Origin of the sequence: Sphingomonas sp. TF3 (genome assembly GCF_003985085.1) — a bacterium.
GTDB lineage: Bacteria > Pseudomonadota > Alphaproteobacteria > Sphingomonadales > Sphingomonadaceae > Sphingomonas.
Window position 1 is genome coordinate 1 of sequence record NZ_RWKS01000004.1, and the last position, 24,164, is coordinate 24,164.

At 63.8% G+C, this 24,164-nt stretch carries 17 protein-coding genes; 4 read left to right on the forward strand and 13 right to left on the reverse strand.

Features of this window, described 5'->3' with window-relative positions; all coding sequences use genetic code 11:
• The 12 genes from EJC47_RS04070 to EJC47_RS04125 all read right to left on the reverse strand — a co-directional run.
• Window positions 1-861, reverse strand: an 861-nt coding sequence (locus EJC47_RS04070) for an EAL domain-containing protein (RefSeq protein WP_260591467.1), incomplete at its 3' end; no start/stop codon positions are given.
• Between the two features lie 509 nt (window positions 862-1,370).
• A complete protein-coding gene (gene argE, locus EJC47_RS04075) occupies window positions 1,371-2,540 on the reverse strand; it encodes an acetylornithine deacetylase (RefSeq protein ID WP_126845609.1) in 1,170 nt (389 codons plus the stop codon).
• Between the two features lie 37 nt (window positions 2,541-2,577).
• Entirely contained in the window at window positions 2,578-4,053 is a 1,476-nt protein-coding gene (locus EJC47_RS04080) for an efflux transporter outer membrane subunit (protein WP_126845610.1), read from the reverse strand.
• Window positions 4,050-5,651: a DHA2 family efflux MFS transporter permease subunit gene (locus EJC47_RS04085; RefSeq protein ID WP_126845611.1), complete on the reverse strand. Its 1,602-nt coding sequence runs from the start codon at window positions 5,649-5,651 to the stop codon at window positions 4,050-4,052. Before EJC47_RS04085 ends, EJC47_RS04080 begins: the two co-directional genes overlap by 4 nt.
• 1 nt (window position 5,652) lies before the next feature.
• A complete protein-coding gene (locus EJC47_RS04090; protein WP_126845612.1) occupies window positions 5,653-6,762 on the reverse strand; it encodes an HlyD family secretion protein in 1,110 nt (369 codons plus the stop codon).
• A complete protein-coding gene (locus tag EJC47_RS04095) occupies window positions 6,759-7,424 on the reverse strand; it encodes a CerR family C-terminal domain-containing protein (protein WP_260591468.1) in 666 nt (221 codons plus the stop codon). The genes EJC47_RS04090 and EJC47_RS04095 overlap by 4 nt, the downstream gene beginning before the upstream one ends.
• A gap of 60 nt (window positions 7,425-7,484) precedes the next feature.
• Complete coding sequence (locus EJC47_RS04100; RefSeq protein ID WP_126845613.1) at window positions 7,485-8,978, reverse strand: flavin-containing monooxygenase; 1,494 nt, start codon at window positions 8,976-8,978, stop codon at window positions 7,485-7,487.
• Between the two features lie 63 nt (window positions 8,979-9,041).
• The gene (locus tag EJC47_RS04105) at window positions 9,042-13,271 is read right to left on the reverse strand and encodes a translocation/assembly module TamB domain-containing protein (protein ID WP_126845614.1); all 4,230 of its coding nucleotides are present in this window, start codon (window positions 13,269-13,271) and stop codon (window positions 9,042-9,044) included.
• Window positions 13,271-15,241 (reverse strand): BamA/TamA family outer membrane protein, encoded by a 1,971-nt coding sequence (locus EJC47_RS04110; RefSeq protein ID WP_260591469.1) that lies wholly within the window; start codon window positions 15,239-15,241, stop codon window positions 13,271-13,273. The genes EJC47_RS04105 and EJC47_RS04110 overlap by 1 nt, the downstream gene beginning before the upstream one ends.
• A gap of 180 nt (window positions 15,242-15,421) precedes the next feature.
• Window positions 15,422-17,503 (reverse strand): malate synthase G, encoded by a 2,082-nt coding sequence (locus EJC47_RS04115; RefSeq protein ID WP_260591470.1) that lies wholly within the window; start codon window positions 17,501-17,503, stop codon window positions 15,422-15,424.
• A gap of 87 nt (window positions 17,504-17,590) precedes the next feature.
• The gene (locus EJC47_RS04120; RefSeq protein WP_126845615.1) at window positions 17,591-18,043 is read right to left on the reverse strand and encodes a MarR family winged helix-turn-helix transcriptional regulator; all 453 of its coding nucleotides are present in this window, start codon (window positions 18,041-18,043) and stop codon (window positions 17,591-17,593) included.
• Window positions 18,040-18,708, reverse strand: coding sequence for a YoaK family protein (locus tag EJC47_RS04125; RefSeq protein WP_126845616.1), 669 nt, complete (start codon window positions 18,706-18,708; stop codon window positions 18,040-18,042). The genes EJC47_RS04120 and EJC47_RS04125 overlap by 4 nt, the downstream gene beginning before the upstream one ends.
• Before the next feature lie 105 nt (window positions 18,709-18,813).
• Here EJC47_RS04125 and hppD point away from each other — a divergent pair, with 105 nt between their 5' ends.
• The 4 genes from hppD to EJC47_RS04145 all read left to right on the forward strand — a co-directional run bounded on the left by hppD (window position 18,814) and on the right by EJC47_RS04145 (window position 22,758).
• Entirely contained in the window at window positions 18,814-19,893 is a 1,080-nt protein-coding gene (gene hppD / locus EJC47_RS04130) for a 4-hydroxyphenylpyruvate dioxygenase (protein WP_126845617.1), read from the forward strand.
• A gap of 201 nt (window positions 19,894-20,094) precedes the next feature.
• The gene (gene hmgA / locus EJC47_RS04135; RefSeq protein WP_126845774.1) at window positions 20,095-21,375 is read left to right on the forward strand and encodes a homogentisate 1,2-dioxygenase; all 1,281 of its coding nucleotides are present in this window, start codon (window positions 20,095-20,097) and stop codon (window positions 21,373-21,375) included.
• A 64-nt stretch (window positions 21,376-21,439) separates the two neighbouring features.
• Window positions 21,440-22,147, forward strand: a complete 708-nt coding sequence (gene gntA / locus EJC47_RS04140) for a guanitoxin biosynthesis heme-dependent pre-guanitoxin N-hydroxylase GntA (protein ID WP_126845776.1) — start codon at window positions 21,440-21,442, stop codon at window positions 22,145-22,147.
• Window positions 22,144-22,758 (forward strand): DUF1989 domain-containing protein, encoded by a 615-nt coding sequence (locus tag EJC47_RS04145; protein ID WP_126845618.1) that lies wholly within the window; start codon window positions 22,144-22,146, stop codon window positions 22,756-22,758. Before gntA ends, EJC47_RS04145 begins: the two co-directional genes overlap by 4 nt.
• On the opposite strand, the gene EJC47_RS04150 is transcribed toward EJC47_RS04145, so the two are convergent.
• On the reverse strand, window positions 22,739-24,157 hold the full coding sequence (locus EJC47_RS04150) for a coniferyl aldehyde dehydrogenase (protein WP_409574471.1): 1,419 nt from the start codon (window positions 24,155-24,157) through the stop codon (window positions 22,739-22,741). The two genes, EJC47_RS04145 and EJC47_RS04150, sit on opposite strands and share 20 nt — an antisense overlap.
• Between the last annotated feature and the right edge of the window lie 7 nt (window positions 24,158-24,164).

The window sequence follows — 24,164 nt, forward strand, 5'->3', positions numbered from 1 at the left end:
TTCGGGATCGCGGATCACAGCCGTTTCGGTAATTTCAAAACCGATTTTTGCCCCACAATTGTGGGTCTTAGCGCAGGCCGCTTCTACAAAATGTTTGTCGCTGAGAAGCTGACCCGAAATATTGATGAATATCGTCAGATCGTGTCCATCTGCCGCCAGGACTTTTTGATCCCGGATCACTTCGTCGAGCGTCCAAAGGGTGAGCGCGGAAATTTGCTGCGCCTGCTCCGCAACGGTGATGAAATCCCCTGGGAGAATCAGGCCACGATTGGGGTGCTGCCAACGCACCAGCGCTTCCGCGCTGGAGATCCGTTGCTCGCGCACATGCACTTTTGGCTGATATTGCAAGAACATCTCGCCATTCGCGATCGCCGCCGGCATCTCGCGCGTCAGGGTCTGCCGGTCGAAGGTCGGGGTACACACCGATAGATCGCGCAGCACGGGCTGATGCGTCGAACGCGCGTCTTCCAGCGCGCCTTCGGCCTCTTCGATCAACCGCACGGTTTCGATCGTCGCGAGCGGCGCTGCCGCCCCCCCAATCTCGATTTGAAGGGCGTGCGCCTCCCCATCCAAATCGAGCGGGATCTCCGCAACACCCCGCAAAACGTCCACTGCAACCCCGAGAGCAGCGAAACTTGCGCGCTCGAGCGACACCTCGATAGACGTGCGGCTGACGATCATGGTCGAGCTATCGGGTAGAACCGCCGCGATCCGACGCTCGAGATCCAGGGCGAGACTATCCGCCCCCACACGCCCGAACTTACGACGAAGGGCGGAGAAGTTCGCGATCTCGACGAGGCACACGATTTGCCACGTGTTTGAAGGATCGCCGCGGGGGGCGATGTCGATGCCCGATTGCACGAGGCCACCAGGTGCGTCTGACGCACTTTTTCGCCGCCCCGGAGGGCGACGCGGCGGATAAGGGGGTTGCACGGCACGCACCATGGATTTCGAGGTAAACGTGAGCAATAAACGAACCGTTAAACGTCCCGCTTCGGTCGCACCCGTCGCGGAAACGCGATTGCATTATCGTTAAGATTCAATTAATAACCCGAAGCACCCAACTGGGTGTGTAAGGGAGAAAATGTGATGTTGAGCTTCATCCTTGATGTGGTTTACGGCGAGGGCAGCCGCCCCTGGTAAATCGTTCCGTCGACCCGATGCGGGATTGATCCGTTCGATATTTGAGTAGGTTAACTCAGTATCGGGTCGATATTTTTGCAAAGATTGCCTGAAACGCCATCGCAATGTGCGCTGGCCGCGATGTCCGCAATGTGTCCCGATTCGGGAATGCAGGTGCGCGGTGCGAACCGTTCGAGACAAACCGCAAAAATAAATGACAACGCTGGAACATCGTTGCAGGTTGGTCGCTACGACATCGCCTCAACCAGCCGTGCCATGAACGCCGCACCCCGTTCAAATTGCGCTACCTCCAGATATTCGTCCGGCTGGTGCGCTTGCTCGATTGAGCCCGGGCCACAAATCACCGTAGAAAATCCCGCACCTTGAAATTGGCCGGCTTCGGCCGCGTACGGTACAGCTCGCGCCGGCCCATTGTCGCCAGCCAGGCGTCGCGCGAGCGTTTCCGCGGCCCCTTCCGCCTCGGGCGCGAAGGAGGGCGTTGCGGACCGCCGCACGACCGACACACCCGCATCCGCGAAGCGCGCGCGCAACGCACCGTCCTCCCGTGCGCATGCCTCCAGAAAAGGTGCCATGATCGTGTCCGGATCCTGCCCCGGCGGTGTGCGCAGATCGAACACAAAGCTGCATTCGCGGGCGAGGATATTCACCGCCGTCCCGCCCTGCATCAGCCCGATCGTCAGGGTCGCGTGCGGCGGGTGATAAAGCGGTGCCGGGTCGCCATGTCGTTCGAGCGACTCTGCCAGGTCCCGCAGTTGCGCCATGAGCCCCACCGCAACCATGTTGGCCGACACGCCAAGGTGCGTCAGGCTGGAATGCGCTTCATGCCCCTTCACCGTCACTCGCCAGGTCGAAATACCTTTGTGACCGCTGACCACCTCCATATTGGTCGGCTCGCCCACAATCACGGCGAGCGGTGCGGGCAACTCTGAGACGAGTTCGCGGATCATCGACGGGGCACCCAGGCATCCAACTTCTTCGTCGTAAGAGAAGGCCAGATGCAACGGCCGCGCTACATTTCCGTTGGCGAAGCGTGGCACCACCGCCAGCGCAAGCGCAAGGAAAGCCTTCATGTCGCACGTCCCGCGACCGTAAAGCCGCTCACCGCGCTGGGTCAGTATGAACGGATCGCTGGTCCATGCCTGTCCGTCGACAGGGACGACGTCGGTATGGCCGGAGAGCACCACGCCACCCGCCACCGCCGGGCCAATCGTCGCATAGAGATTGGCCTTGGTCTGGTCGGCATTCGACACGCGTCGGCTGGGCACGCCGTGACGGCGAAGGACATTCTCAACATACCCGATCAGCGCAAGATTCGAATCACGCGAGGTCGTGTCGAAACCGATCAGCGCTTCCAGATGCCGCAAACCGGCGCTTTTCAGGTCATCGCTCGTGGTCATATCACGCACCTTAGGCGCGCCCGTACGTGCTTGCCAATCACCCGGCTGCGGCATCCTCCCATCCGCCGCCAATCGCCTTGAACAGCGCCGCACTGTCCTGCCGCAGTTGCGCATCGCTGGCGACCAGTTGCTCGCGCGCGCTGAGCACCGCCACCTGCGCATCGATCAAGCTGTTCTGCGCGACGAAGCCGGTGCGGTACTGCGCCTCGACCGCCCGCGCTGTCGCTTGTGCGTCCGTGACCGCACGCCGCAACGCGGCGTTACGACGACGCTCGGCGTCGATGCGGGCGAGCGGATCCTCGACATCGCGCAACGCGCCAAGCACGGTCGTGCGATAGCGCAGATACGCCTGTTCCCGGTCTTCCTTGCGCAGGCCCACTGTTGCCTTGCGCCGCCCCCAATCCAGCAAGGGAAAGGTTATCCCCCCTACCCCCGTCGCCTGGATGCTATCGCCCGACACGAGCGATCCGAGCGAGGTCGAGATCAGTTGCGCCATCCCGGTCAGCTTGAATTTCGGGTAGAGGTCCGCCACCGCCACGCCAATGTCTGCGGTTGATGCCGCCAATTGGCGCTCGGCCGCCCGAATGTCGGGGCGGCGGCGCAACAGATCCGACGGCAACCCGGCCGGAACGACCGGAGCCGTCGGCAACGCGGGAAGCGGCCCGGTCAACTCCGCCGTGAGGCTTCCCGGCTCGGTGCCAAGCAGGATGCCGAGTGCATGAATCCGGACCCGGACATCCGCTCGTAGCGGCTCCAACCGGGCCTCGATGCTGGAGATCGATTGCTGCTGCCGTTTCACGTCGATCTGTGGGCTCAACCCGACTCTGGCAACGTTGTTCGCTATCTCCAGTGCACGCCGCTGCTGCCCGAGTTCGTCCTCGACCACGGCAATCTGTGCCTGATCAAGCCGTAGCGCGAAATACGCCTGGGCGACCTCGGCTCCCAAGGTGACGGCGGCATCGCGCTGCGACCAGATCGCCGCGTCGGTCCGTGCCAGGGCCCCCTCGACGCCGCGTCGCCCGCCGCCGAACAAATCGATCTCCCAACTCGCATCGAAGCCGGCGGCATAGGTGGTGATCCCGCTACCGGGCAGCGCAATGCCGCCACTCGAACTGCCGCTGTTGCTGCCACCGCCGGAAAAGAGGCTGGCGAGGGACGAGAATCCGGCATTCTTGCTGAATTCGACATGCGTCACATTGCCCGTGGCATCGACGGTGGGCTTGCCCACGGCATGCGCCGCGATCTCATCCAGGCGCGCCTGCCGCACGCGCGACGCCGCGATCGCGATCGTCGGGCTGTCCTTCAGCGCCCGTTCGACCAGCGTCGTCAGCGTGGAATCGCCAAAGGCCGTCCACCAATGGGCGGGGTCGATCGTCGCGCCCGGCACACCGGTCTGCAGCTCGGCAAAGGCAGCAGGGACGGGCATCGTCGGCGCATGATAATTGGGGCCGACGGTACAACCGCCAAGCAAGGTCGCGCCGAGCAGCGCCGCCGTAACGAGAGAGCGGGTCAATGGGCCATGCCTCCACCACCGCCACCGGATTTGCCGGAGCGCATAAAGAAAACGACGGGCGCGACGCACAGCACCACGACCATCAACGAGTGAAACACGTCGAGAAAGGCAAGCATCGCCGCCTGCCGCTGCACCTGGCTGTAGAGCACGGCGAGCGGCGTAATGGTGTCCCCCGGCCCGCCAAACGCGCTCCCGGCCTTGGCCAGCCAGTCATTATAATTCGGGTTCAGCGGATTAAGGCCGTTAACCAGATCCGACTGATGCCGCTGCAGGCCCGATGCCAGCATCGTCTGCGACGCCGAAATGCCGATCGATCCGCCAAGATTGCGTGCCACGTTGAGCATGCTCGACGCTTGCGCGGTCTTGTTCTGCGGCAAGCCGACATAGGCCACTGCGCTGATCGGCACGAACAGGAAGGGCAGCCCCATTGCCTGATACAGGCGTGCCACCCCGGCATCGAGGAAGGTGATGTCGGCGTTGAGATGCGTCATGTTCCACAAGGCGAAGGCCTGAACGAGCAATGCCGGAAACAGCAACAGCCGGACATCGACCACCCCCGACAGCCGTCCGGCAAACGGCACCGCGACCAGCGTCGCCACCCCGCCGAAGGTCAGCGCCAACCCGGCCTGGAACGAGGTATAGCCAAGCACCTGCTGCAACATTTGCGGGATCAACTGGGTGGTGCCGAACAGGATCATCCCGGTCACGCCCATGACCAGCAACGTCAACGAGAAATTCCGGCTTTTGAGGAGCTTGAGGTCGAGCACGGGCTCGGAATGATGCGTTTCCCAAAAGCCGAGCGCGATCAGGGATACCGCCGAAATCGTCGTGGTCGCGATGATCAGGCTGCTCGCGAACCAGTCCTCCCGCTCGCCGCGATCGAGCGTGAGTTCGAAGAACCCCAGGCCGAGTGCGATGAGGATGATGCCGATATAGTCGACCCTGATACCGCGCTGAAGCAATTTCGCGCGATCATCCTTGATCGCCTTGGGTTCGTCGACGAACAGGTTGACGAGAAACAGCGACACGATGCCGATCGGCACGTTGATGAGAAACACCCAATGCCAGCTGGAATTTTCGGTAATATAGCCGCCCAGCGTCGGCCCGAGTACCGGCCCGACCACGACGACGATCGCAAACGCCGCAAAGGCCATTCCGCGCAATCGCGGCGGGAAGGTATCGGCAAGCATCGATTGCTCGACCGGGGCCAGTCCGCCACCGCCAATCCCCTGCAAGACGCGCGCTATGACGAGCGTCGAGAGATTGGGGGCGAGGCCACACATCAGCGAGGACAGCGTGAACAGCGCGATCGAGATCATGAAATAGCGCTTCCGCCCGATCACGTCGGACAGCCAGCCGCTGATCGGGATGATGATCGCGTTGGCGACCAGATAACTGGTCAGCACCCAAGTGGCCTGATCGTTCGAGACCGAAAGGCCGCCCGCGATATGATCGAGCGCGACGTTCGCGATCGATGTGTCGAGCACCTCCATGAAGGTCGGGATGGAGATGATCGCGACGATCAGCCACGGGCTCAAACTGCCCGCTGCGGACCGGGTCGGATCCCATCCGTCCGCGCGCGCTGCGGCGCTCGCCATCTTAGCGAACCTTGACCGTGGGGATTACCGACATGCCAGGTCCCAGCGGATATTTGCGGGGATCGGGCGCGTTTTTGGTATCGAACTCGATCCGAACCGGCACACGCTGCACCACTTTGACGTAGTTTCCGGTCGCGTTTTGCGGCGGCAGCAAGGCAAATGCCTGCCCCGCGCCGCGCTGGATCGAGTCGACATGGCCCTTGAACTTGACGTTGGGATAGGCGTCGACCTTGATGTCGACCGGCTTGCCCGCGGTCATGTCGCGCAGCTGGGTTTCCTTGAAATTGGCAGTCACCCAGATATGATCGGGCACAATCGCCATCAATTGCGTGCCCGGCCCGACATACGATCCGATATTGACCTGACGATTGACCACCTGCCCTGCGACCGGCGCGACCAGCCGGTTGTCGCCGAGCGTGACATTGGCCTGCCGCACCGATGCCTGCCGCGCCTCGATCACCGCACGTGCGGCGGCAACCTGGCGGCGCGCGACGGTGATATTGGCAGCGGCGCTATCGATTTGCTGTCGCGCCGCCGCCGCCTCTGCCGCAGTGGAGCGCGCGGTTGCGCGCGCCGCATCAAGCTGCTGCCCGGCAACGGCGGCTGGGTCGATCCGGCGTAGCGCTTCGTAACGCGCGAGATCCTGCTGCGCCTTGGCGGCGGTGGCAATCGGTGCCCGCGCTTGTGCGACCGCCTGATCGCGCGTGGCCTCCGACGCCACGACTTGAGCGCGTGCCTGCTCGAACTGCGCTTGCGCCTGCTTCACATTGGCGTCGGCCTCGGCGACCTGGGCTTCTGGCCCCGATGGCTCGATTACTGCGAGCACCTGCCCTGCTTCGACATGACGGTTATCGATATCCGCCACCGACTTCAGCGTGCCGGCGACCTTCGGCGCGATCCGCACGATATGGGCATCGACAAAGGCATCGTCGGTCGACTCATATTGCCGTGCGTCCAGATAATATAGCACCGCCGCGATCACGATCGCGCCTACCACCAGGACGAAGATGATCCAGAACAGCGGCTTGCTGAAGATCGACGGCTTTGCGGGCTCTTCGGCTGCCGAGGGAGCCTCCCCGGATTTCGCTTCGGGCTGGGGCGTGTCGCTCATGAAAGCTCCTGTCGTTCGGCGATCAGTCGGTCGAGAATGGCATCAGTATTGGCCGCGATCCGCCCCCCAAGCGCGGCGATCGCGGATGCATCAAGGTCGGGGCGCTGCATCAGCTTAAGAACCGTCGCGCGCGAAGCCCGCAGCGTGACGACCTGCCCAATCAAGGTGACAACGGCCACGCGTGCCGTATCGCCATCGTCGCGCCCGGTTGCGATCTGGACAAGATGCGCAAGCGTGCGGAGCATGGTCCCCAGCATCCCGCCATAAATGCGCTCGAACGCAGCGGTCGGCTCCATCTGCTCGCGCATGATGAACAGCGAGTAGGACGTGTTTTTTTGCCCGGTCATCTTCTCGACCAGACTGGCCAGGATGGCGTGAATCAGCGTGCGGGCGGCCGCTGGCGTCATCCCTTCCGGAACGACGCCGTCAATCAGATGCGAGAGCGTACCGCCCATTTGCGCGGCGATATGGTCGGCGGCGGCAAGGTATAGCCCTTCCTTGCCACCAAAATGATAGGTGATCGATGACATCGCCGTGCCTGCCGCAGCGGCGATGCTGCGCGTGCTCGCGCCCTCCAACCCCTTGGTGGCAAATTCTGCGATCGCGATTTCAAGGAGTCGTTGCTGGACCACGTCACGCCGATAATTCGTTCGAACGAACAAGGCAATCTGCAAATTGTGCAACGCCGCAAAAACGCGGCTCTTGCCGTTAGGTTGCGTCGCTCAGGCGTTTATCGTGTGCTGCACCGCATGGCTGGTTTCGGGGATCACCGGATTGGAAAACGCCATCCCGTCATCAACCGACCCGTAGCGCAGCGCCAGCAAGTCCCGCGCATAATTTTGATGGACGCGCCACGGCGTTTTGCTGCCCTGCTTCGGGAATTTTTCCATTGCGCGAGTCACATACCCCGAGCTGAAGTCCAGAAACGGAGCGGGCTTTAGCGAGACATCGCCAACGCGCGGGGTTGCCTGTCGCAGGCCACGCTTCTTCATCGTGTTGAGCAGCCGACAGACATAGGCGCAAGTCAGATCGGCCTTTAGCGTCCACGAGGCATTGGTATAGCCGAACGAGGTCGCCATGTTGGGCACGTCGGAAAACATCATGCCTTTGTAATTGAAGGTTTTCGACAGATCGACCGGGGCACCGTCGACGCTGAACGTTACGTCGCTCAACAATTGCAGCTCCAGCCCGGTCGCCGTCACCACCACGTCGGCGGGCAGTTCCGCGCCCGATTGCAGGGCGATCCCGTCATGGGTGAAATGCGCGATCGTGTCGGTGACCACCGAAGCCTTGCCACTCTTGATCACCGCGAACAGATCGGCGTCGGGCACAAGGCAAAGCCGCTGGTCCCACGGATTGTAGCGTGGGGTAAAATGCGTCGCGACGTCGTAATCGGCACCAAGCTCGCCCCGCACCATTTCGATGAGCCGCTCCTTGGTCTTTTCCGGACGTTTTCGGGCAAGGTTGAAGAAGAACATCTGGAACAGCACGTTGCGCCAGCGCACGAGGCCATAGGCCAGTTTCGCGGGGAGTTTGGCGCGCAGCCAATTGGCCATCGCATCTTCGGCCGGTCGCGAGACGACATAGGTGGGCGAGCGTTGCAGCATCGTGACGTGCGTCGCGCTCTCCGCCATTGCGGGCACCAGCGTCACCGCAGTCGCCCCGCTGCCGATTACCACCACCTTTTTGCCCGCATAATCGAGATCGGCAGGCCAGAATTGCGGATGGACGATACGACCGCCGAAATCGTCCATGCCCGGCCATTCCGGCGCATGGCCGCGCGCGTAATTGTAATAGCCGCTGCACATGAAGAGGAAGTTGCAGGTGAAGGCGACGGGCCCATCCGGCCCGTCCGCCTCGACCGTCCAGCGCGCCTCTGCCGTCGACCAGGCCGCCCGCTTGACGTGATGGCCAAAGCGAATGTGGCGATCGATACCATAGTCGCGCGCGGTGTCGCTAACATACTTCAAAATCGAGGGACCATCGGCGATCGCTTTCGCCTCGGTCCACGGCTTGAATGCATAGCCCAGCGTGAACATGTCCGAATCCGAACGGATGCCGGGATAGCGAAACAGGTCCCACGTCCCGCCCAATGCCGCTCGCCCTTCGAGAATCACATAGCTTCGGTCGGGGCATTGCGTTTGCAAATGATAGCCCGCGCCGATCCCGGAAATTCCCGCACCGACAACGACGACGTCGAAATGTTCCATGCTCATAATCGCTCTCCGTAAGATACCCGATATTCGATTTTCGGGCTCACGGAAAGCGATGCGTTGCGATTAGAAATCTTTCTTGTAGCGCACCGTGATGTTCGACCCGCCAAACGACCCAGCTTGCGACAGCACGCTGAGCGCCTTGGTCAACGACACCTCCAACTGCGTGGCGGTGAAGCCGCGTGCATCGGTAATCACCTCCACATAGATGTTGTTGGTGATGTATTTGCCCGCAGCGAGCGACGTGCTGCGCCCGGTAGCGCTGTCCGCCCCGAGAATGCGCAAGCGGTCGATCCCCGCCACCGAGCGCAGCTTGCCAAGCGGATTGAGCCCGCCGCCCGACCCGCGCAACGAATTGAGCGCAGCGGCAAGCTGGATTGCCTGGATCGCCGATAGATTGGTGACCGAACTGCCGAACAGCAACCGGCTGAGCACCTCATCCTGTGGCAAAGCGGGGGTGGAGTTGAACGCGATTTGCGGCTTCTGGCCCGTGCCCGAGACATCGATCACCACGGTGATGCCGTTGGTGGTGGTCGTGGCACTCAGCGCAATTTGCGGATCGATCAAAGCCCCGCCGTCGAAGCGGACATCGCCCTTGGTGACGTCGAAGCGCTTGCCGGCGAAGGAATAGGTGCCGCGCACGATTTCGAGATTGCCGGTTACGCGCGGGGCCAGCGAGGTGCCGACGACGCGCAAATCCGCCTGCCATTCGGATTCCAGCCCCATGCCAGAGACGAACAACTGGTTGTCGGCGCGCACACGCAAGTCGAGCTTGAACAGCCCGACCGGTTCGGCGGGCGCGCTTGCCTGGGCATTGGCCTTGGTGATGTCGCTCTTGCGGCGGACGCCGGTCAATTCCGCGACGTCGGCCTGCCCCTGACGGATGATCTCGTAGCGTGCATTCGGGATGCGCAAATCGCCCTTGATCAGCCCGCCATTCGCCTTGCTATTGGTGATCGCGATGGTGCCGGTCGCGGTCGCGCCCAGCGCATCGCTGCTGGCGAGGCGCGCGTTGTTGAGCGTCGCGCGCACGTCGATCGGGAAGCCCGCTGCCGCGGAAAATCCGACCGATCCCTGCCCCTGCACGGTCCCCTCGCCCGCCCGCGCCGACAATTGGGTTATCTCCAGCCGATCATTGGTGAAACGACCCGCGAGCTTCATCTGCGTGAGCCGCGTGCCATAGACTTCGTTGTCATAGGTCAGCGAATCCGCGCGGAGCAGACCGGTCAGTTGTGGTGCATCCACCTTGCCCGCAAAATCGGCCGCGACCGCAATTGGCCCCGACAGTTGCTGGCGCGACAGGCCGGCAAAGGAGAAGAGCACGCCCGAGGGGCCATTGTAGCGGATTCCACCCGACAAGGGGGCCGCCATCAGCCGCTGCGTCCAGTCACTACCGCCACCGAGCGATCCGAGCGTAACCACCAAGCGCCCGATCGTGGTGCCGCCCCGCTGCACGAGCGCACGAATATCGCCGCCATTGCCGTTCAGGCCGATCTGCGTGATCAGATCGACGGGTTCGGAGACGCTCGCCAAGCTCGACCGGGTAAACCGCGCGACGCGGAATTGCCCGGCGATGGTCGGCACTGCGGCCCCGCGCGGCTGGGTATAATCGAGCGAGCCCGTTGCGGAACCGCCGAAACCGAGATCCGGCACGATGGCATTGGCGACCGACAGGTCCAGCGCATCGAGCCGCAGCTTGGCGACGAGGCCCGTGCCATAATCGGCAGCAATGCGCGCGCTGCCCTTTTCGAAGTCGATCCGCGTCGGCTGGAGATGATAGGTCCCGCGCTCGATCGCGATCCGCGCGGGCGTGCCGGTCTTGAAACCGATGCCGTTGGCCTGGCCCTGCGCCGCGACCAGCCACAAGGTTGGGCTCAGCCGTGCATTGGCGGCGATATGGAACGGCACGCCATTCGACCCCGAAGCCACCGCTTGCGCGGTCCCGTTGCCATTTACGTAATGGATCTTCGCGCGCGCGCTCGACAGCACCGCCGCGCCGTAGCGCAAATCGGCGACTTGCGCGTCGGCGATAATCTGCGGCGCATTCGGATAGAGGATCGCCTGTGCATTGACGATCGCGCGTCCGATCGTGAAATCGACCGCGCCCGGCACCTTGGCGTTGCGCGCGCGAGCGGCGACATCGACGCGTTGCACCTTGCCCTGCGCGGCGAGCAGCGCGGCACCGCTGATCCCCGATCCGGCGAACTGGACGCGCCCGGCAAACGGCCCGGCGGGAAGTTGCTGAAGCTTGCCGGTGAAATCGACTCCCGCGAAACGCGCCTTGCGGATGTCGATCGTCAACTGCGCGCCGGGCGTAACGTTTAGGTCGGCGGTGAACGGGCCATATTGCGTCCCGCCCTTGGCGAGCACGGCATAAGACGATCCCGTCCCGCGTACCGTCGCTTCCAGATCGACCAGTCCCACCCCAACGCCGGGGCGCGGCGCGCGCAGCAGCACGACCGGCTTGGTCGCGGTGCCCGTGACGCGGGCGAAGAGCGGGCCATATTGGGCCGAATACGCATCCGCTTCGACCAGCAACGGGCCCTTTGGATCATAGCGCCCCTGCCCACGCGTCACGCGGAACTGCGGCGCGGCCAAATGCAGGTTGCGAAAAGTGACGATGCCGTTCGGGTCGTAGCCGACGTCCGCCGTCACCACCGCATTTCCACCGAGGAAACTGCGCGCGCCTTCGTTGAAGATTTGCGATGTCCTGGCGGCGACGTGGCCGGTGATCCCAAACCCGCCGCTCGCTACCGTTACCAATTTGGCGTCGGTGCGCAGCGACACGATGCCGACGCCATCGATCCGGTAATTATTGACCCGCCCGTTAAGAGCACCGCGATACAGTCCGGTCTTGAGATTGGCGACGACCAAAGCTGTCGCGTCGATCTTGTTCGAGCGAATCCGCAAATTGTCGGACAGCAGCGTGTTGCCGGTGATCGCGATATCGCCATTGATCGCGACATTGTCGAGCAAGCCACCCGCCGCCGCATTGAGCCCGGTGACGCGCGCGGCGCGGGCGGAGAGCGGGACGATGATATGGTCGGCGTTCACCCGCGCCAGCCCCGACGCGTAGAGCCGCTCGACCTGCGTCTCGCCAAAGCCCAGTACACCCGCCGTCACGACATAATTGACCGTCGGCGTGGCGAATTTGCCGTCGAGCACCACGCGCGCCGCGACATCGCGCCCGCGCAAATTGGGGGCAATCGCGCCCGGCGTCAGCAACTTCGCATCGACCGCGAATTGGCCGAAACGACTCTCGGCAAGGTCGAGCAAGCCCTTGGCATTCAGCGCCAGCGCATCGGAGCGCAGCGCCCCCGACAGCGTCAGCCGTCGCTGGTCGAGCGTGGCGCTAAGCGAGACCTGCACGCGCGGCGCGGTCAGCCGGGCCAGCGGGTTGATCGCGCTCGCCTCGGTCTTGGGTGCGCCGCCGGGATACAGGCCCGGATTGGCGAAGCCGCGCACGGTGAAGGTGCCGCTGTTCGCGGTCAGCGCCAGATCGGTGAACGACGCGCCGCCCAGCGTGCCGGTCGCCTTGCCCTGCCATGCCTTCCAGCTACCCTTGCCGCCAATGCTGAAATCGAGCGGTGCCTTCAGCCCGCTCATGCTGGCGACCACCCCCGTTGCCGGGGCAACCAGATGCGCATCGAGGTCGAGCCGGTTCGCATCGGGCACGGCATCGAGCTTAAAGTTCAGCCGATCGCCGCCCGCAATCCCGCGCCCGGCCAGCGCGACGACGCTGGCGGTCACTTGGGCGCGCCGCTCGGCAATGTGGGTTGCGCCGTCGATCTTGAGGATATGCACCGCCCCCGTCACCGGTTGCGCGAGCACCATCCGCGCGACGGTCAAGCGCCCGATATCGATGTCCAGATCGGGCAGGATTGGCGCATTGGGGTCGCTCGACACCGCCTTGAACGCCGGGGAGCGTTGCATCGTCACCAGCGCCGCCTGCGCCGAGCGCACATCGATATGGTTGCTGAGATAGGCGAACGGTCGCCAATCGACCGCGATGCGCGGCGCGGTCAGGAACACGCCCTTGGGGTCGCTCACCCGTACATCGGTCAACACCATCGCGCCGTACAGCGATCCCTCGATCCGCCCGACCTTGATGTTGAGGCCAGAGGCCGTGGTGTAGCCGCCCAGCGAATTGGCGATGATCCTGCGCCCAGGTGCGGTGTTGAGCCCAAGCACCAGCACCCCGGCCAGCACGACCAACCCCAGCAGCGCAAACCCAACCCATTTAAGGGCTCGCTGCCACAAGGGACGACGGGCGATGACGACTGTCTCTTCGGTCATCAGAAAGCCTGCCCGATGGAAATGTAGAGCGCGATCTTGCCATCGCCCTTGCGCGGGTTGAGCGGCGTCGCGACGTCAAAGCGCAGCGGCCCGAAATTGGTGTAGAAGCGCCCGCCAATCCCGGCCCCGAAGCGCAGGTCGGTCGCCTTGGGCAACACGCTCTCATAGGCATTGCCGCCATCGAGGAAGGGCACGATGCCGAAATTGCCGAAGCGATAGCGTGCCTCCAGCGCGAATTCGTTGATCGATCGACCGCCGACCGGATCGCCATTGGGATCGAGCGGCCCGAGCCGTTGATAGCCATAGCCGCGCACCGATCCCCCGCCGCCGCCATAATAGCGCCGCGACGGGGCAAGATCGTCCCGATCCGTCCCGACGATCGACCCGGCGCGGACGCGCCCCGCCAGCACGATGCTGTCGCCGATCGGATAATAGCCGCTCGCTTCTACAAGCGTCCGCGCATACGGCCGCACCGCACCCCGCACCGAAGTTTCCGGACTGAGGTTGAGCTTCAGGCGATACCCCTTGGTCGGGTTGAGCAAGCTGTCCGACCGGTCGAATTCCACCTGCCCCGGAAGCGCCGCGATAAAATAGGTCGCCCGCCGCCGCGCACCGCGCCCGAAATCATAGACGCTTTCGTTGGTGCCAGTCAGTTCGAACCCATAGGCATAAGTGAATTTCTTCTGCCAGATCGGCGTGGAATCATACGAGATCCGGCCCGACAGCGTCGTCGTAAAGGCGTCGAAGGCATCGTAATTGGAATGGTCTGCGCCAGCCGTGATCGTCAAGGTCCGGTCGCGCCGTCCGGCGTTTGAGCGGCGGAAGGTGGCGGTGGCCCCTTGCTCCTGCGTGCCCGCCACCGCCGTCACGATCAGCGCACCTTCGGGCGGGAACAGGTTGCGATGCGTGAACGATCCTTCCAGTCGGATGCCCTGCCCTGTGCTGTAACCGCCGCTGACCGCCACCGAGCGCGGCGGTCCCCGTTCCTGCTGCACCAGCAGGTTGACTGCCTCGGTGCCATCGGGGTTGATATTGCCGGTGCGGACCGGCTCCACCGAAACGGTCGAGAACAAACCTGTCGCCACCAGCGCCGCGCGCAAATCGTCGACCTTGCGATTGTCGTACAACTCGCCGGGCTTGAAGCGAGTCAGCACGCCGACATGCGCCGCGCCGAACGCCAGCCGCCCCTCGGTAGTGAAGGTGCCGAACGAGGACCGCGGGCCGACATCGACCGGCAAGGTGTAGTCACCGGTTCCAGCAACGTCATCGAGCAGGATGTCGCGCTGCCCGACCTTGGCAAAGGGATAACCACGCTGCGGCAGGACCAGCGCGACATTGGCTTCCGCGCCCTGCACCCGATCGGCCTCGATTGCTTCACCGCTGTGCAGCGGGAGCAAACTCTCAACCAATCCGGGCGGAACCGTGGGGGCCGCCTGCACCGCGATCGAGCCAAACTTATATTGCTTGCCCGGTGTTGCCGAAACGATTGCGCGGACCCGTGCGGTGTCTCCAGGAATTTGCTCGATCGTCGAAATCGCGGTGCCGTCATAATATCCGAGCGACTTCATCAAGCGCACCGCGAGATCTTCGTCCTCTCGCCCGCGCGCCGAGACGACGGTGGCATTGGCCGCCTTGCCATCGCCGCCTTTGAGCGCCGACAGGCTGTTGAACTTGCCCGCGAGCCCCAACGTATCCAGCCCACGCACGACGGTGTCGTAGCGGATGTCGGGAGCCTTCGTGTCCTTGACGGTCACGTCGACGAGCGGCGTCGAATCGAACGCCTGCAACGCCGGCAGCGGCTGCGTCAATTCTGGCGGCACCGTTTCCGCGGGCACCATTGGCGCAGTCGGCGGGACGATCGGGGCAAGCGGCTCCAACGGCGCATTGATATCGCTCGACAGCGGCGGCAGCGCCTTGTCGAACGTGTCGTCAGCGACGATCGGTGGCTCGGTCGACGGGGGCGTGCCCATCTTCGGGGTCGGAACAGGGATTGCGGGCTGCGCCTGCTGCACGCCGCCAGCGGCTACAGCAATCAGTCCCGTTGAAAATAACAGCAAACCCAAAACCCGCGCTTCCCCGCTTCATGTCAGAGGGTCTCGCGAATCCAGCCCCCGCTTTCCCGTCTAACGCGCCAAGCGGAATAGGTTTCCCTAAACCGCCTTCGCCCGCAACCGATAGGCGTGGAGCAACGGCTCGGAATACCCGTTGGGCTGGGAAATCCCTTCGAACACCAACGCACGCGCCGCCTGCCAGGCGAGGCTTTCAGGGTGTCCGCTCATCGGCCGGTACAGTGGATCATCGGCATTTTGCGCATCGACCTTCGCCGCCATGCGCGCAAAGGCGGCATCGACGTCTTCGGTCGTCGCAACGCCGTGCAACAGCCAGTTGGCGATATGTTGTGAGGAAATCCGCAGCGTCGCGCGATCCTCCATCAGGCCGATATCGTGGATGTCGGGCACCTTCGAACACCCCACCCCCTGATCGATCCAGCGCACGACATAGCCGAGAATGCCCTGCGCATTATTGTCCAGCTCGGCACGGACTTCCTCGGGCGTCCAGTTACGACCGACCGCGACCGGTACGGTCAGCAGCGGCGTCAGCCCCGGCACCGCTTCCCTGGCGATCTCGCGCTGCCGCGCAAACACATCGACCTTGTGATAGTGCATTGCGTGCAGTGTGGCCGCCGTCGGCGACGGCACCCAGGCAGTATTCGCCCCGGCCATAGGATGGCCGATCTTCTGCGCCATCATATCCGCCATGCGATCCGGCGCGGCCCACATGCCCTTGCCGATCTGCGCCTTGCCGCTCAGCCCCGCCGCCAGCCCGATGCGGACGTTGCGATCCTCATAGGCCTTGATCCAGTCGCTGGATTTCATCTCGGCTTTGGGAATCATCGGGCCCGCACGCATCGCGGTGTGCATCTCGTCGCCGGTGCGATCGAGGAAACCGGTGTTGATGAAGACGATGCGGTCCTTCACCGCTTCTATGCAGGCGGCGAGGTTCGCCGAGGTGCGGCGCTCCTCGTCCATCACGCCAACCTTGATCGTGTGCCGCGTCAGACCCAGCAGATCCTCGACCGCATCGAACAAGGCGTTGGTGAAGCTGCATTCGGTCGGCCCGTGCATCTTGGGCTTGACGATATAGACCGATCCCGCGCGGCTGTTGCGGAACGCGCCCAGCCCACGCAGATCGTAGAGTGCGATCGTGCTGGTGACGATCGCGTCGAGGATCCCCTCGGGCGCATCGCTGCCATCGGCGAGGCGGATCGCCGGGGTCGTCATCAAATGCCCAACATTGCGCACGAACAACAGGCTGCGTCCGGCCAGCGTCAGCCCGTCATCATAGACGCGATCAGGGTTGAGCCGACGCGTGACGGTCTTGCCGCCCTTTTCGAACGCCTCTGCCAGATCGCCCTGCATCAGCCCCAGCCAATTGGCATAGGCCGCAACCTTGTCCTCGGCATCAACCGCCGCGACCGAATCCTCCAGATCGCAAATCGTCGTCAGCGCGGATTCGAGGATGACATCGGCGATCCCGGCCGGATCATCGCGCCCGATCGGATGATCGCGGTCGACCACCACCTCGATATGCAGCCCGTGATTGACGAACAGCCACGACGCGCCCTTGCGCCCCACCAATTGCGCAGGATCGCGCAACACAGGCACCGCATCGTGCAGATCCGCCCAAGAGCCCGCCGCCAGCGGCACCGCCTCATCGAGAAACGCCTTGGCCGCTGCGACCACTTGGCGACCGCGCACCGGATCGTAGCCGCCCGGCACCGCCATCCCCGGCAACGCATCGGTGCCGTAAAAGGCATCGTACAGGCTGCCCCAGCGGGCATTGGCGGCGTTGAGCAGGAAGCGTGCGTTGAGGATCGGCACCACCAATTGCGGCCCGGCCATCGTCGCGACCTCGGCATCGACATTTTCGGTGCCGATGGTGAATGGCGCAGGCTCAGGCACGAGGTAGCCGATCTCGCGCAGAAACGCCTCGTCCACCGCTCCGCCTGCCTGATAGCGCGCGTCGATCTGCGCCTGCAGTGCATCGCGCACGCCCAGCAACGCACGGTTTTGCGGCGCGAACGCGGCATAAATCCCCGCCACGCCCTGCCACCAGCCGCCCGGCTCGATGCCGAGCCCCGGCAACACGCGCTCCTCGATGAAACCAGCCAGCGGCGCTGCGACCGAGAGTCCGGCGCGGTCGAGCATGACGGGGACAGGCGTAGCGGTCATGGGAACATCCTCCTGAAAAGCAGCACGGCCTGGGGAGGGCTATGCGGCGCTTAGGCCACCAGCCCCCCGCCCTTCAACCCCCATCGTTCAACCGCGATCCGCATCGAAGGGAGCCGCCGACGCCTCGATCCGGTCAAGCATCTCGCGAAAACTGGCGATTTCTTTCGCAGAAAAGCCTTCAAAGACTTGCGCTTCCAACTCGAGCGCCTTGGGCGCGACATCCTCGTACAGCGCCCGCCCGGTGCTGGTCAGCATCAGCAGATGCGAGCGCTGGTCGCCCGGATTGGGCCGCCGCGCAACCAGTCCGCGCTCGACCAGCGCGGTCGCAGCACGGCTCACCGTCACCTTGTCCATGCGCGTCGCCACCCCCAGCGCCTGCTGCGTGATCCCGTCATGCTCGGCGATGATCGCGATCAGCCGCCACTCGGGAATCTTCAGTCCGAACAGTGCCTGGTAAGTGCTGGCGATCGCCGCCGACACGCGGTTCGACGCGATCGACAAGCGATAGGGCAGGAAGTGATCGAGCTTCAGGCCCATCATGCCGGGTCCTTGGCGGTCGCCACGCCGAACAGCACTTCACCGCGAAAAATCGTAAACACCGCAAGCGCGACCAGAACCGCCGATGCGATCCACAATCCGCCAAAGCCGAGCAGCGGGAAGGTCGCCGCGCCCGTGATGGCACCCCCGACCAATCCGATCCACAGATAGAAATGCGGAAGCCATGCCCAGCGGGGACCGCCCTGTAACGCCAGCGCCAGCCTTTGCCCCAATTTGACCAGCGTCCCGGTCATATACGTCAAACCGAGCCGCACCTCGCCATCCTCCTCGAACACGGTGTTTTCCGCGCCCATCGCCAGCGCCATCAGGCTCGCCGCAGCCCAGACCGCGCCCCATTCCCCCGCCGTCCCCGCCAGCGCGAGCAGCACCGCCATCCACGCCAGGATCAGCGCGTGACGATAGCGCCCCGCCATGCGACCGATCATCGATCCGATGACCACACCGCCGACAAAGGTGGCGATCAATTGCAGTGCAAGCAGCGCCGCCGCGTGATGCTGCGCGACACCGACCGCAAGCCGGGTCGAATTGCCGCTCATGAACGACACGAAAAAGCCGCCAGTCGCGATGAAGCCGATCGCATCGACAAAGCCCGCCAGGGCGGACAGGCAGACGGCAAAGCTGCGTTGGCGGGCGTCGTAACGGATCACCGGCTTTGTGTATCGGGCCGACGCGGCCCCGTCATCCCCCGCTGGACCTGGCTTCCGATCATCGGTATAGTTTCATTTGTTACCAGTTTCCCCGGAGCAAAGCCGATGACGATCACTGCGACCAAGCCCGAAAACCCGATGGGCCTTAACGGCTTTGAATTCGTCGAATTCACCTCGCCCGATCCGGAGGCGCTGGCCGATCTGTTCGTGAAGATGGGCTTCACCCATGTCGGCACGCACAAATCGAAGAATGTCCGGCGCTATGCGCAAGGCGACATCAACTTCCTGCTCAACATGGACGAGGCAGGCCAGGTCGCTGGCTTCCGCAACGCCCACGGGCCTTCCGCCAATGCGATGGCGTTCCGCGTCACCGATGCGCAGGCCGCACTCCAACTGGCGGTGGACCGCGGCGCGACCCCGGTGTCGGGCGCGCATGGCCCCGGCGAACTCGACATTCCGGCGATCGAGGGGATTGGCGGGGCCAATCTCTATCTGGTCGACAAGCATGGCGGCGAGACGATCTACGACACCGATTTCGCGCCAACCGGCGCCAGCGTGGACGACCATAGCGTCGGGCTACACACGCTCGACCATCTGACGCACAATCTGCAACGTGGGCGGATGGCCTATTGGGCGGATTATTACGAGCGCATCTTCAACTTCCGCCAGATCCGCTATTTCGACATTGAGGGGCAGTCGACCGGCCTGTTCTCCAAGGCGATGACCGCGCCCGACGACAAGATCCGCATTCCCTTGAACGAGAGCCAGGACGAGCATTCGCAGATCGAGGAGTTCATCAAGGATTATAAGGGCGAAGGCATCCAGCACCTTGCACTGTCAACCGACGACATCTTCGCCACGGTCGATGCGCTGCGCGCCAATGGCATCCGCTTCCAGACGACGCCGCAAACCTATTTCGACCTGATCGACAAGCGCTTGCCCGGACACGGCCATGACGTCGCCGAAATGCGCAAGCGCGACATCCTGATCGACGGCGCGCCCGAGACGGGCGGCGGCCTGCTGCTGCAGATTTTCACCGAGAATATGGTCGGGCCGATCTTCTTCGAGATCATCCAGCGCAAGGGCAATGACGGCTTTGGCGAGGGCAATTTCAAGGCGCTGTTCGAGAGCATCGAACTCGACCAGATCCGCCGCGGCGTGGTGCCGGGCAAGGTCGAGGCGTAAAACCTTCTCCCTAGCCCCTGGACAGGGGAGAGGGATACCGCAGCTTGGTCCCGCTTCTTCAGCGGGGCCTAGCGGAGGTTGGGAGAGGGGTCGATCGCGCGAGGCCGCACACTTTGCCGCCCCTCTCCCCAGCTTCGCTAGGCAGCAAGCTGCCAAGCTGCGCTACCCTCTCCCCGCCGGGGCGAGGGAGAAAGGGAGATGATGACCCACTACATGACCGGCTTCGGCAACCATTTCGCCACCGAGGCCGTGCCCGGGGCCCTCCCCCGTGGCCGCAATTCGCCGCAACGCCCGGCGTTCGGCCTCTATGCCGAGCAGTTGAGCGGCACCGCCTTCACCGCGCCGCGCCACGAAAATCGCCGGTCGTGGCTCTATCGCTTGCGGCCGTCCGCCGCGCATCCGGCGTTCACGCGCTATGGCGGCGCGCCGTTGTTCACCGCAGCCCCATCGGACGCCCCGCTAGCGCCCAATCGCTTGCGCTGGGGGCCACTCGACGGCGTGGATGCCGACTGGCTCGATTCGCTCACCACCATGATGGTCGCGGGCGATGGCGCGCGCGCGCAGACCGGCGTCGCGATGCACCTCTATCGCTGCACCAAGGACATGGTGAACCGGGCCTTCATTTCGGCCGATGGCGAAGTGCTGATCCTGCCCGAACAGGGCGCGCTAACGCTGCTGACCGAATTGGGGCGGATCGACGTCAAGCCGGGCGAGATCGCGCTGATCCCGCGCGGCGTGCGCTTCCGCGTTACCCTGCCCGATGGCTCCGCGCGCGGCTATGTCGCCGAGAATTACGGGGCACCGTTCCGCTTGCCCGATCTCGGGCCGATCGGTGCCAACGGCCTAGCCAATCCGCGCGATTTCGAAACGCCGGTCGCCTGGTATGAGGATGTCGAGGGCGACTATCAGCTCGTGCAGAAGTTTCTGGGCACGCTGTGGGAGACCAATCTCGGCCGATCGCCGCTCGACGTGGTGGCATGGCACGGCAATTACGCGCCGTGGAAATATGATCTGGCGCACTTCAACACGATCGGCAGCATCAGCTTCGATCACCCCGACCCCTCGATCTTCACCGTGCTGACCTCGCCCAGCGACATGCCCGGCACGGCCAATGTCGATTTCGTGATCTTCCCGCCGCGCTGGCTGGTGGCGGAGGACACCTTCCGCCCGCCCTGGTTCCATCGCAACACGATGAGCGAGTGCATGGGGCTGCTGCGCGGCGCGTATGATGCCAAGGTCGGCGGCTTCGTTCCGGGGGCACTGTCGCTGCACAATCAGATGAGTGGGCACGGGCCGGATGTTGCGAGTTGGCAAGGCGCGAGCGCAGCCCATCTCATTCCCCAGAAGCTCAGCGACACGATGGCGTTCATGGTCGAAAGTCGCTGGGTGTTCCGACCGACCGACTTTGCGCTCGAGACCAGCGCGCTCGATGCCGATTATGATGCGGCGTGGGGCGGCTTTCCCAAGGCGATACTTCCCTGATGGCTTGATCCCGATCAGTAGCATTTTCGGGAACTTAGCGGAAGGTTTGCTCGTCTTGACGAACATGCCAACGCCCATCACCCCCCTATTTCCCTGGCAGCACCGCGCGCAGGGTGATTTTCAGGCCCTGCTCGACGCGCATGTCGCAGCGGCGGATTTTCCCTGTGTCGGCGCAAAAGCGGCGCTCGCCAAGGGCACTCTGTCGGTGCTGGCGTGCGACAGGATCGACAGTGCATGGGACGATTTGCGCATCCATGATGGGTTGCTGCATTTTGCCAAGGCCTATCGCGAGCAGCCAAGCCTGTTTCGCAGCTTCGCGGTGATCTTCGACGGACCCGACACTCTATCCGAGGAAGCGTTCGAAGCGGCACTGTGGGAGCGTGCGCAATCCTTGTCGGATAAGGACGTCTGGCGCGGCCAGGGCTATGATCGCGCGGTAAGCGCCGATCCGGAAAGCGCGCATTTCTCGCTGAGCTTTGGCGGCGAAGCGTTCTTCATCGTCGGGCTGCACCCGCGCGCCAGCCGCCCGGCGCGCCGCTTTCCGCGGCCGACCATGGTGTTCAACCTGCACGACCAGTTCGAGACGCTGCGGGCGCAAGGCCGCTATGAAGGCATGCGCGAGAAGATCCTGGTTCGGGACGAAGCCTTGGCCGGATCACGCAACCCGATGCTCGCGCGGCACGGCGATAGCAGCGAGGCGCGGCAATATAGCGGGCGCGCGGTGGAGGATGGCTGGAAGTGTCCATTCCATTATTCGGGATCGCCCGAATGAGCGCCACGATCGAAATCCCCGAGCGCAGCGGCACCGCTTTCCGTCTTGCCAAAGGTGACACTCTGACGGTGATCGATCCGCGCGGGCGTCAGGTGGCCGATCTGCTCGCCTTTAACGCTAGCGACCTCGACGAGGTGATCTCGTCGGGACGGACCCTCGATTATGCCGAGACGATCTATCTGACCACCGGGCACATGCTCTATTCCAATCGCTCGCAACCGATGTTGGAGATCGTCGCGGATACGGTCGGGCGGCATGACTTCCTGCTGACGCCGTGTTCGCACGACACCTTCGCCCATTTCTACCCTGACCTGCCAACGCATCGCGGTTGCTTCGGCAATCTTGCCGAAGCTCTGGCACCCTATGGCATCACGCCCGATCGCATCCCGGTGGCGTTCAATTGCTTCATGAACGTGCCGGTCGACGGTGCCACAGGGAAGCTCGAAGTGCTGCCGCCGATCAGCCAGGCGGGCGACCATATCGTGTTCCGCGCGGCGATGGACCTGGTCGTCGGCCTCACCGCCTGCTCGGCCCCTGCGAGCAATGGCGGAAGCTTCAAACCGATCCACTACCGGGTGGACACGGTCTCTGTCACTTCATCTGCCGCTTGACGCTGGCCATCGTCGCCTTGCCGTAGGGCGGCTTGAGCCCGGCGAGTTTCGCGACGTCGAGCTTGGCTTGCTTGAACACCGCTTTGCCGTGACTGAACGTCTTGAACCCGTCAAAGCCGTGATACGAACCCATACCCGATGGCCCAATGCCGCCAAAGGGTAGCTCTTCCATCGAGACATGGAAGACCACGTCGTCGAGCGTCACACCGCCGGAAATGGTACGGTCGAGGACCGTGCGGCGCTCGCTCTCATCTGGCCCGAAATAATAGAGGCCGAGCGGGCGATCGCGGCGATTGACCTCGGCGATCGCGCTGTCGATGCCAGTATAGCGCCGCACCGGCAGGATCGGGCCGAACAGTTCCTCCTGCATCACGATCATGTCGTCGGTTGCGTTGCGGACGATGTGGAGCGGCATCTTGCGCGCGTTGGACCCGGCGAAATCCTCATTGGCCGGGTTGACCGTCTCCACCGTCGCGCCCTTGGCACGCGCGTCTGCGACCCAGTCCTGCAGGCGCTGGTGGTGGCGGTCGTTGATGATGGCGGTGTAATCGGGGTTGGCGAGCAAAGTCGGGTACATGCTCGACACCGCCGCTTTCAGCCCGTCGACCACCGCCTGCTCCTGCGCCTCGGGCACCAGCATGTAATCGGGCGCGAGGCAGATCTGCCCGGCGTTGAGCATCTTGCCGATCGCCACGCGCTCGGTCGCGCGCGCGATGTCGGCATCCTTGCCGATGATGACCGGCGACTTGCCGCCGAGTTCCAGCGTCACCGGCGTCAGATTGTCGGCAGCAGCGTGGAGGATATGCCGCCCGATCCCGGTCGCGCCGGTGAAGATCAGGTGGTCGAAGGGCAATTCGGAAAAAGCCTTGCCCACCTCCGGCCCGCCGCTGAAGAACGCCAGTTCCTCGATCGCGAAATATTTGGGGCTGACTTCTTCGAACAAGGCCGCCGTGCGCGCGGTGAATTCGCTGGTCTTGACCATCGCGCGGTTGCCGGCCGCGAAGATGCCCGCGATCGGGCCCATCACCAGATTGACCGGGAAATTCCACGGGGCGATCACCCCGACCACGCCCTTGGGCTGATATTCGACCCAGGCGCGCGCGCCGAGCAGCCCCAGCGGAAATTGCACCGCGCGATTGTCGCGCCGCGTCCAGCGATCGAGCGATTTGATGGCGTGCTTGATCGGCGCGATCGATGCCGCGATATCGGTCAGCATCGATTGCTCGCGGCTGCGATGCCCGAAATCCTCGCTCAGCGCATCGCAAAAGGCATCGGCATTGTCGGCGATCATCGCCGCTGCGCGCGCGAGGCGATCCTTGCGGACCGCCAGACCAACCGGGAGTTCGGCCATGAACGCCGCGCGTTGTCGCGCCAGCACATCCTGCATCGTCATCCTCATCCCCTTT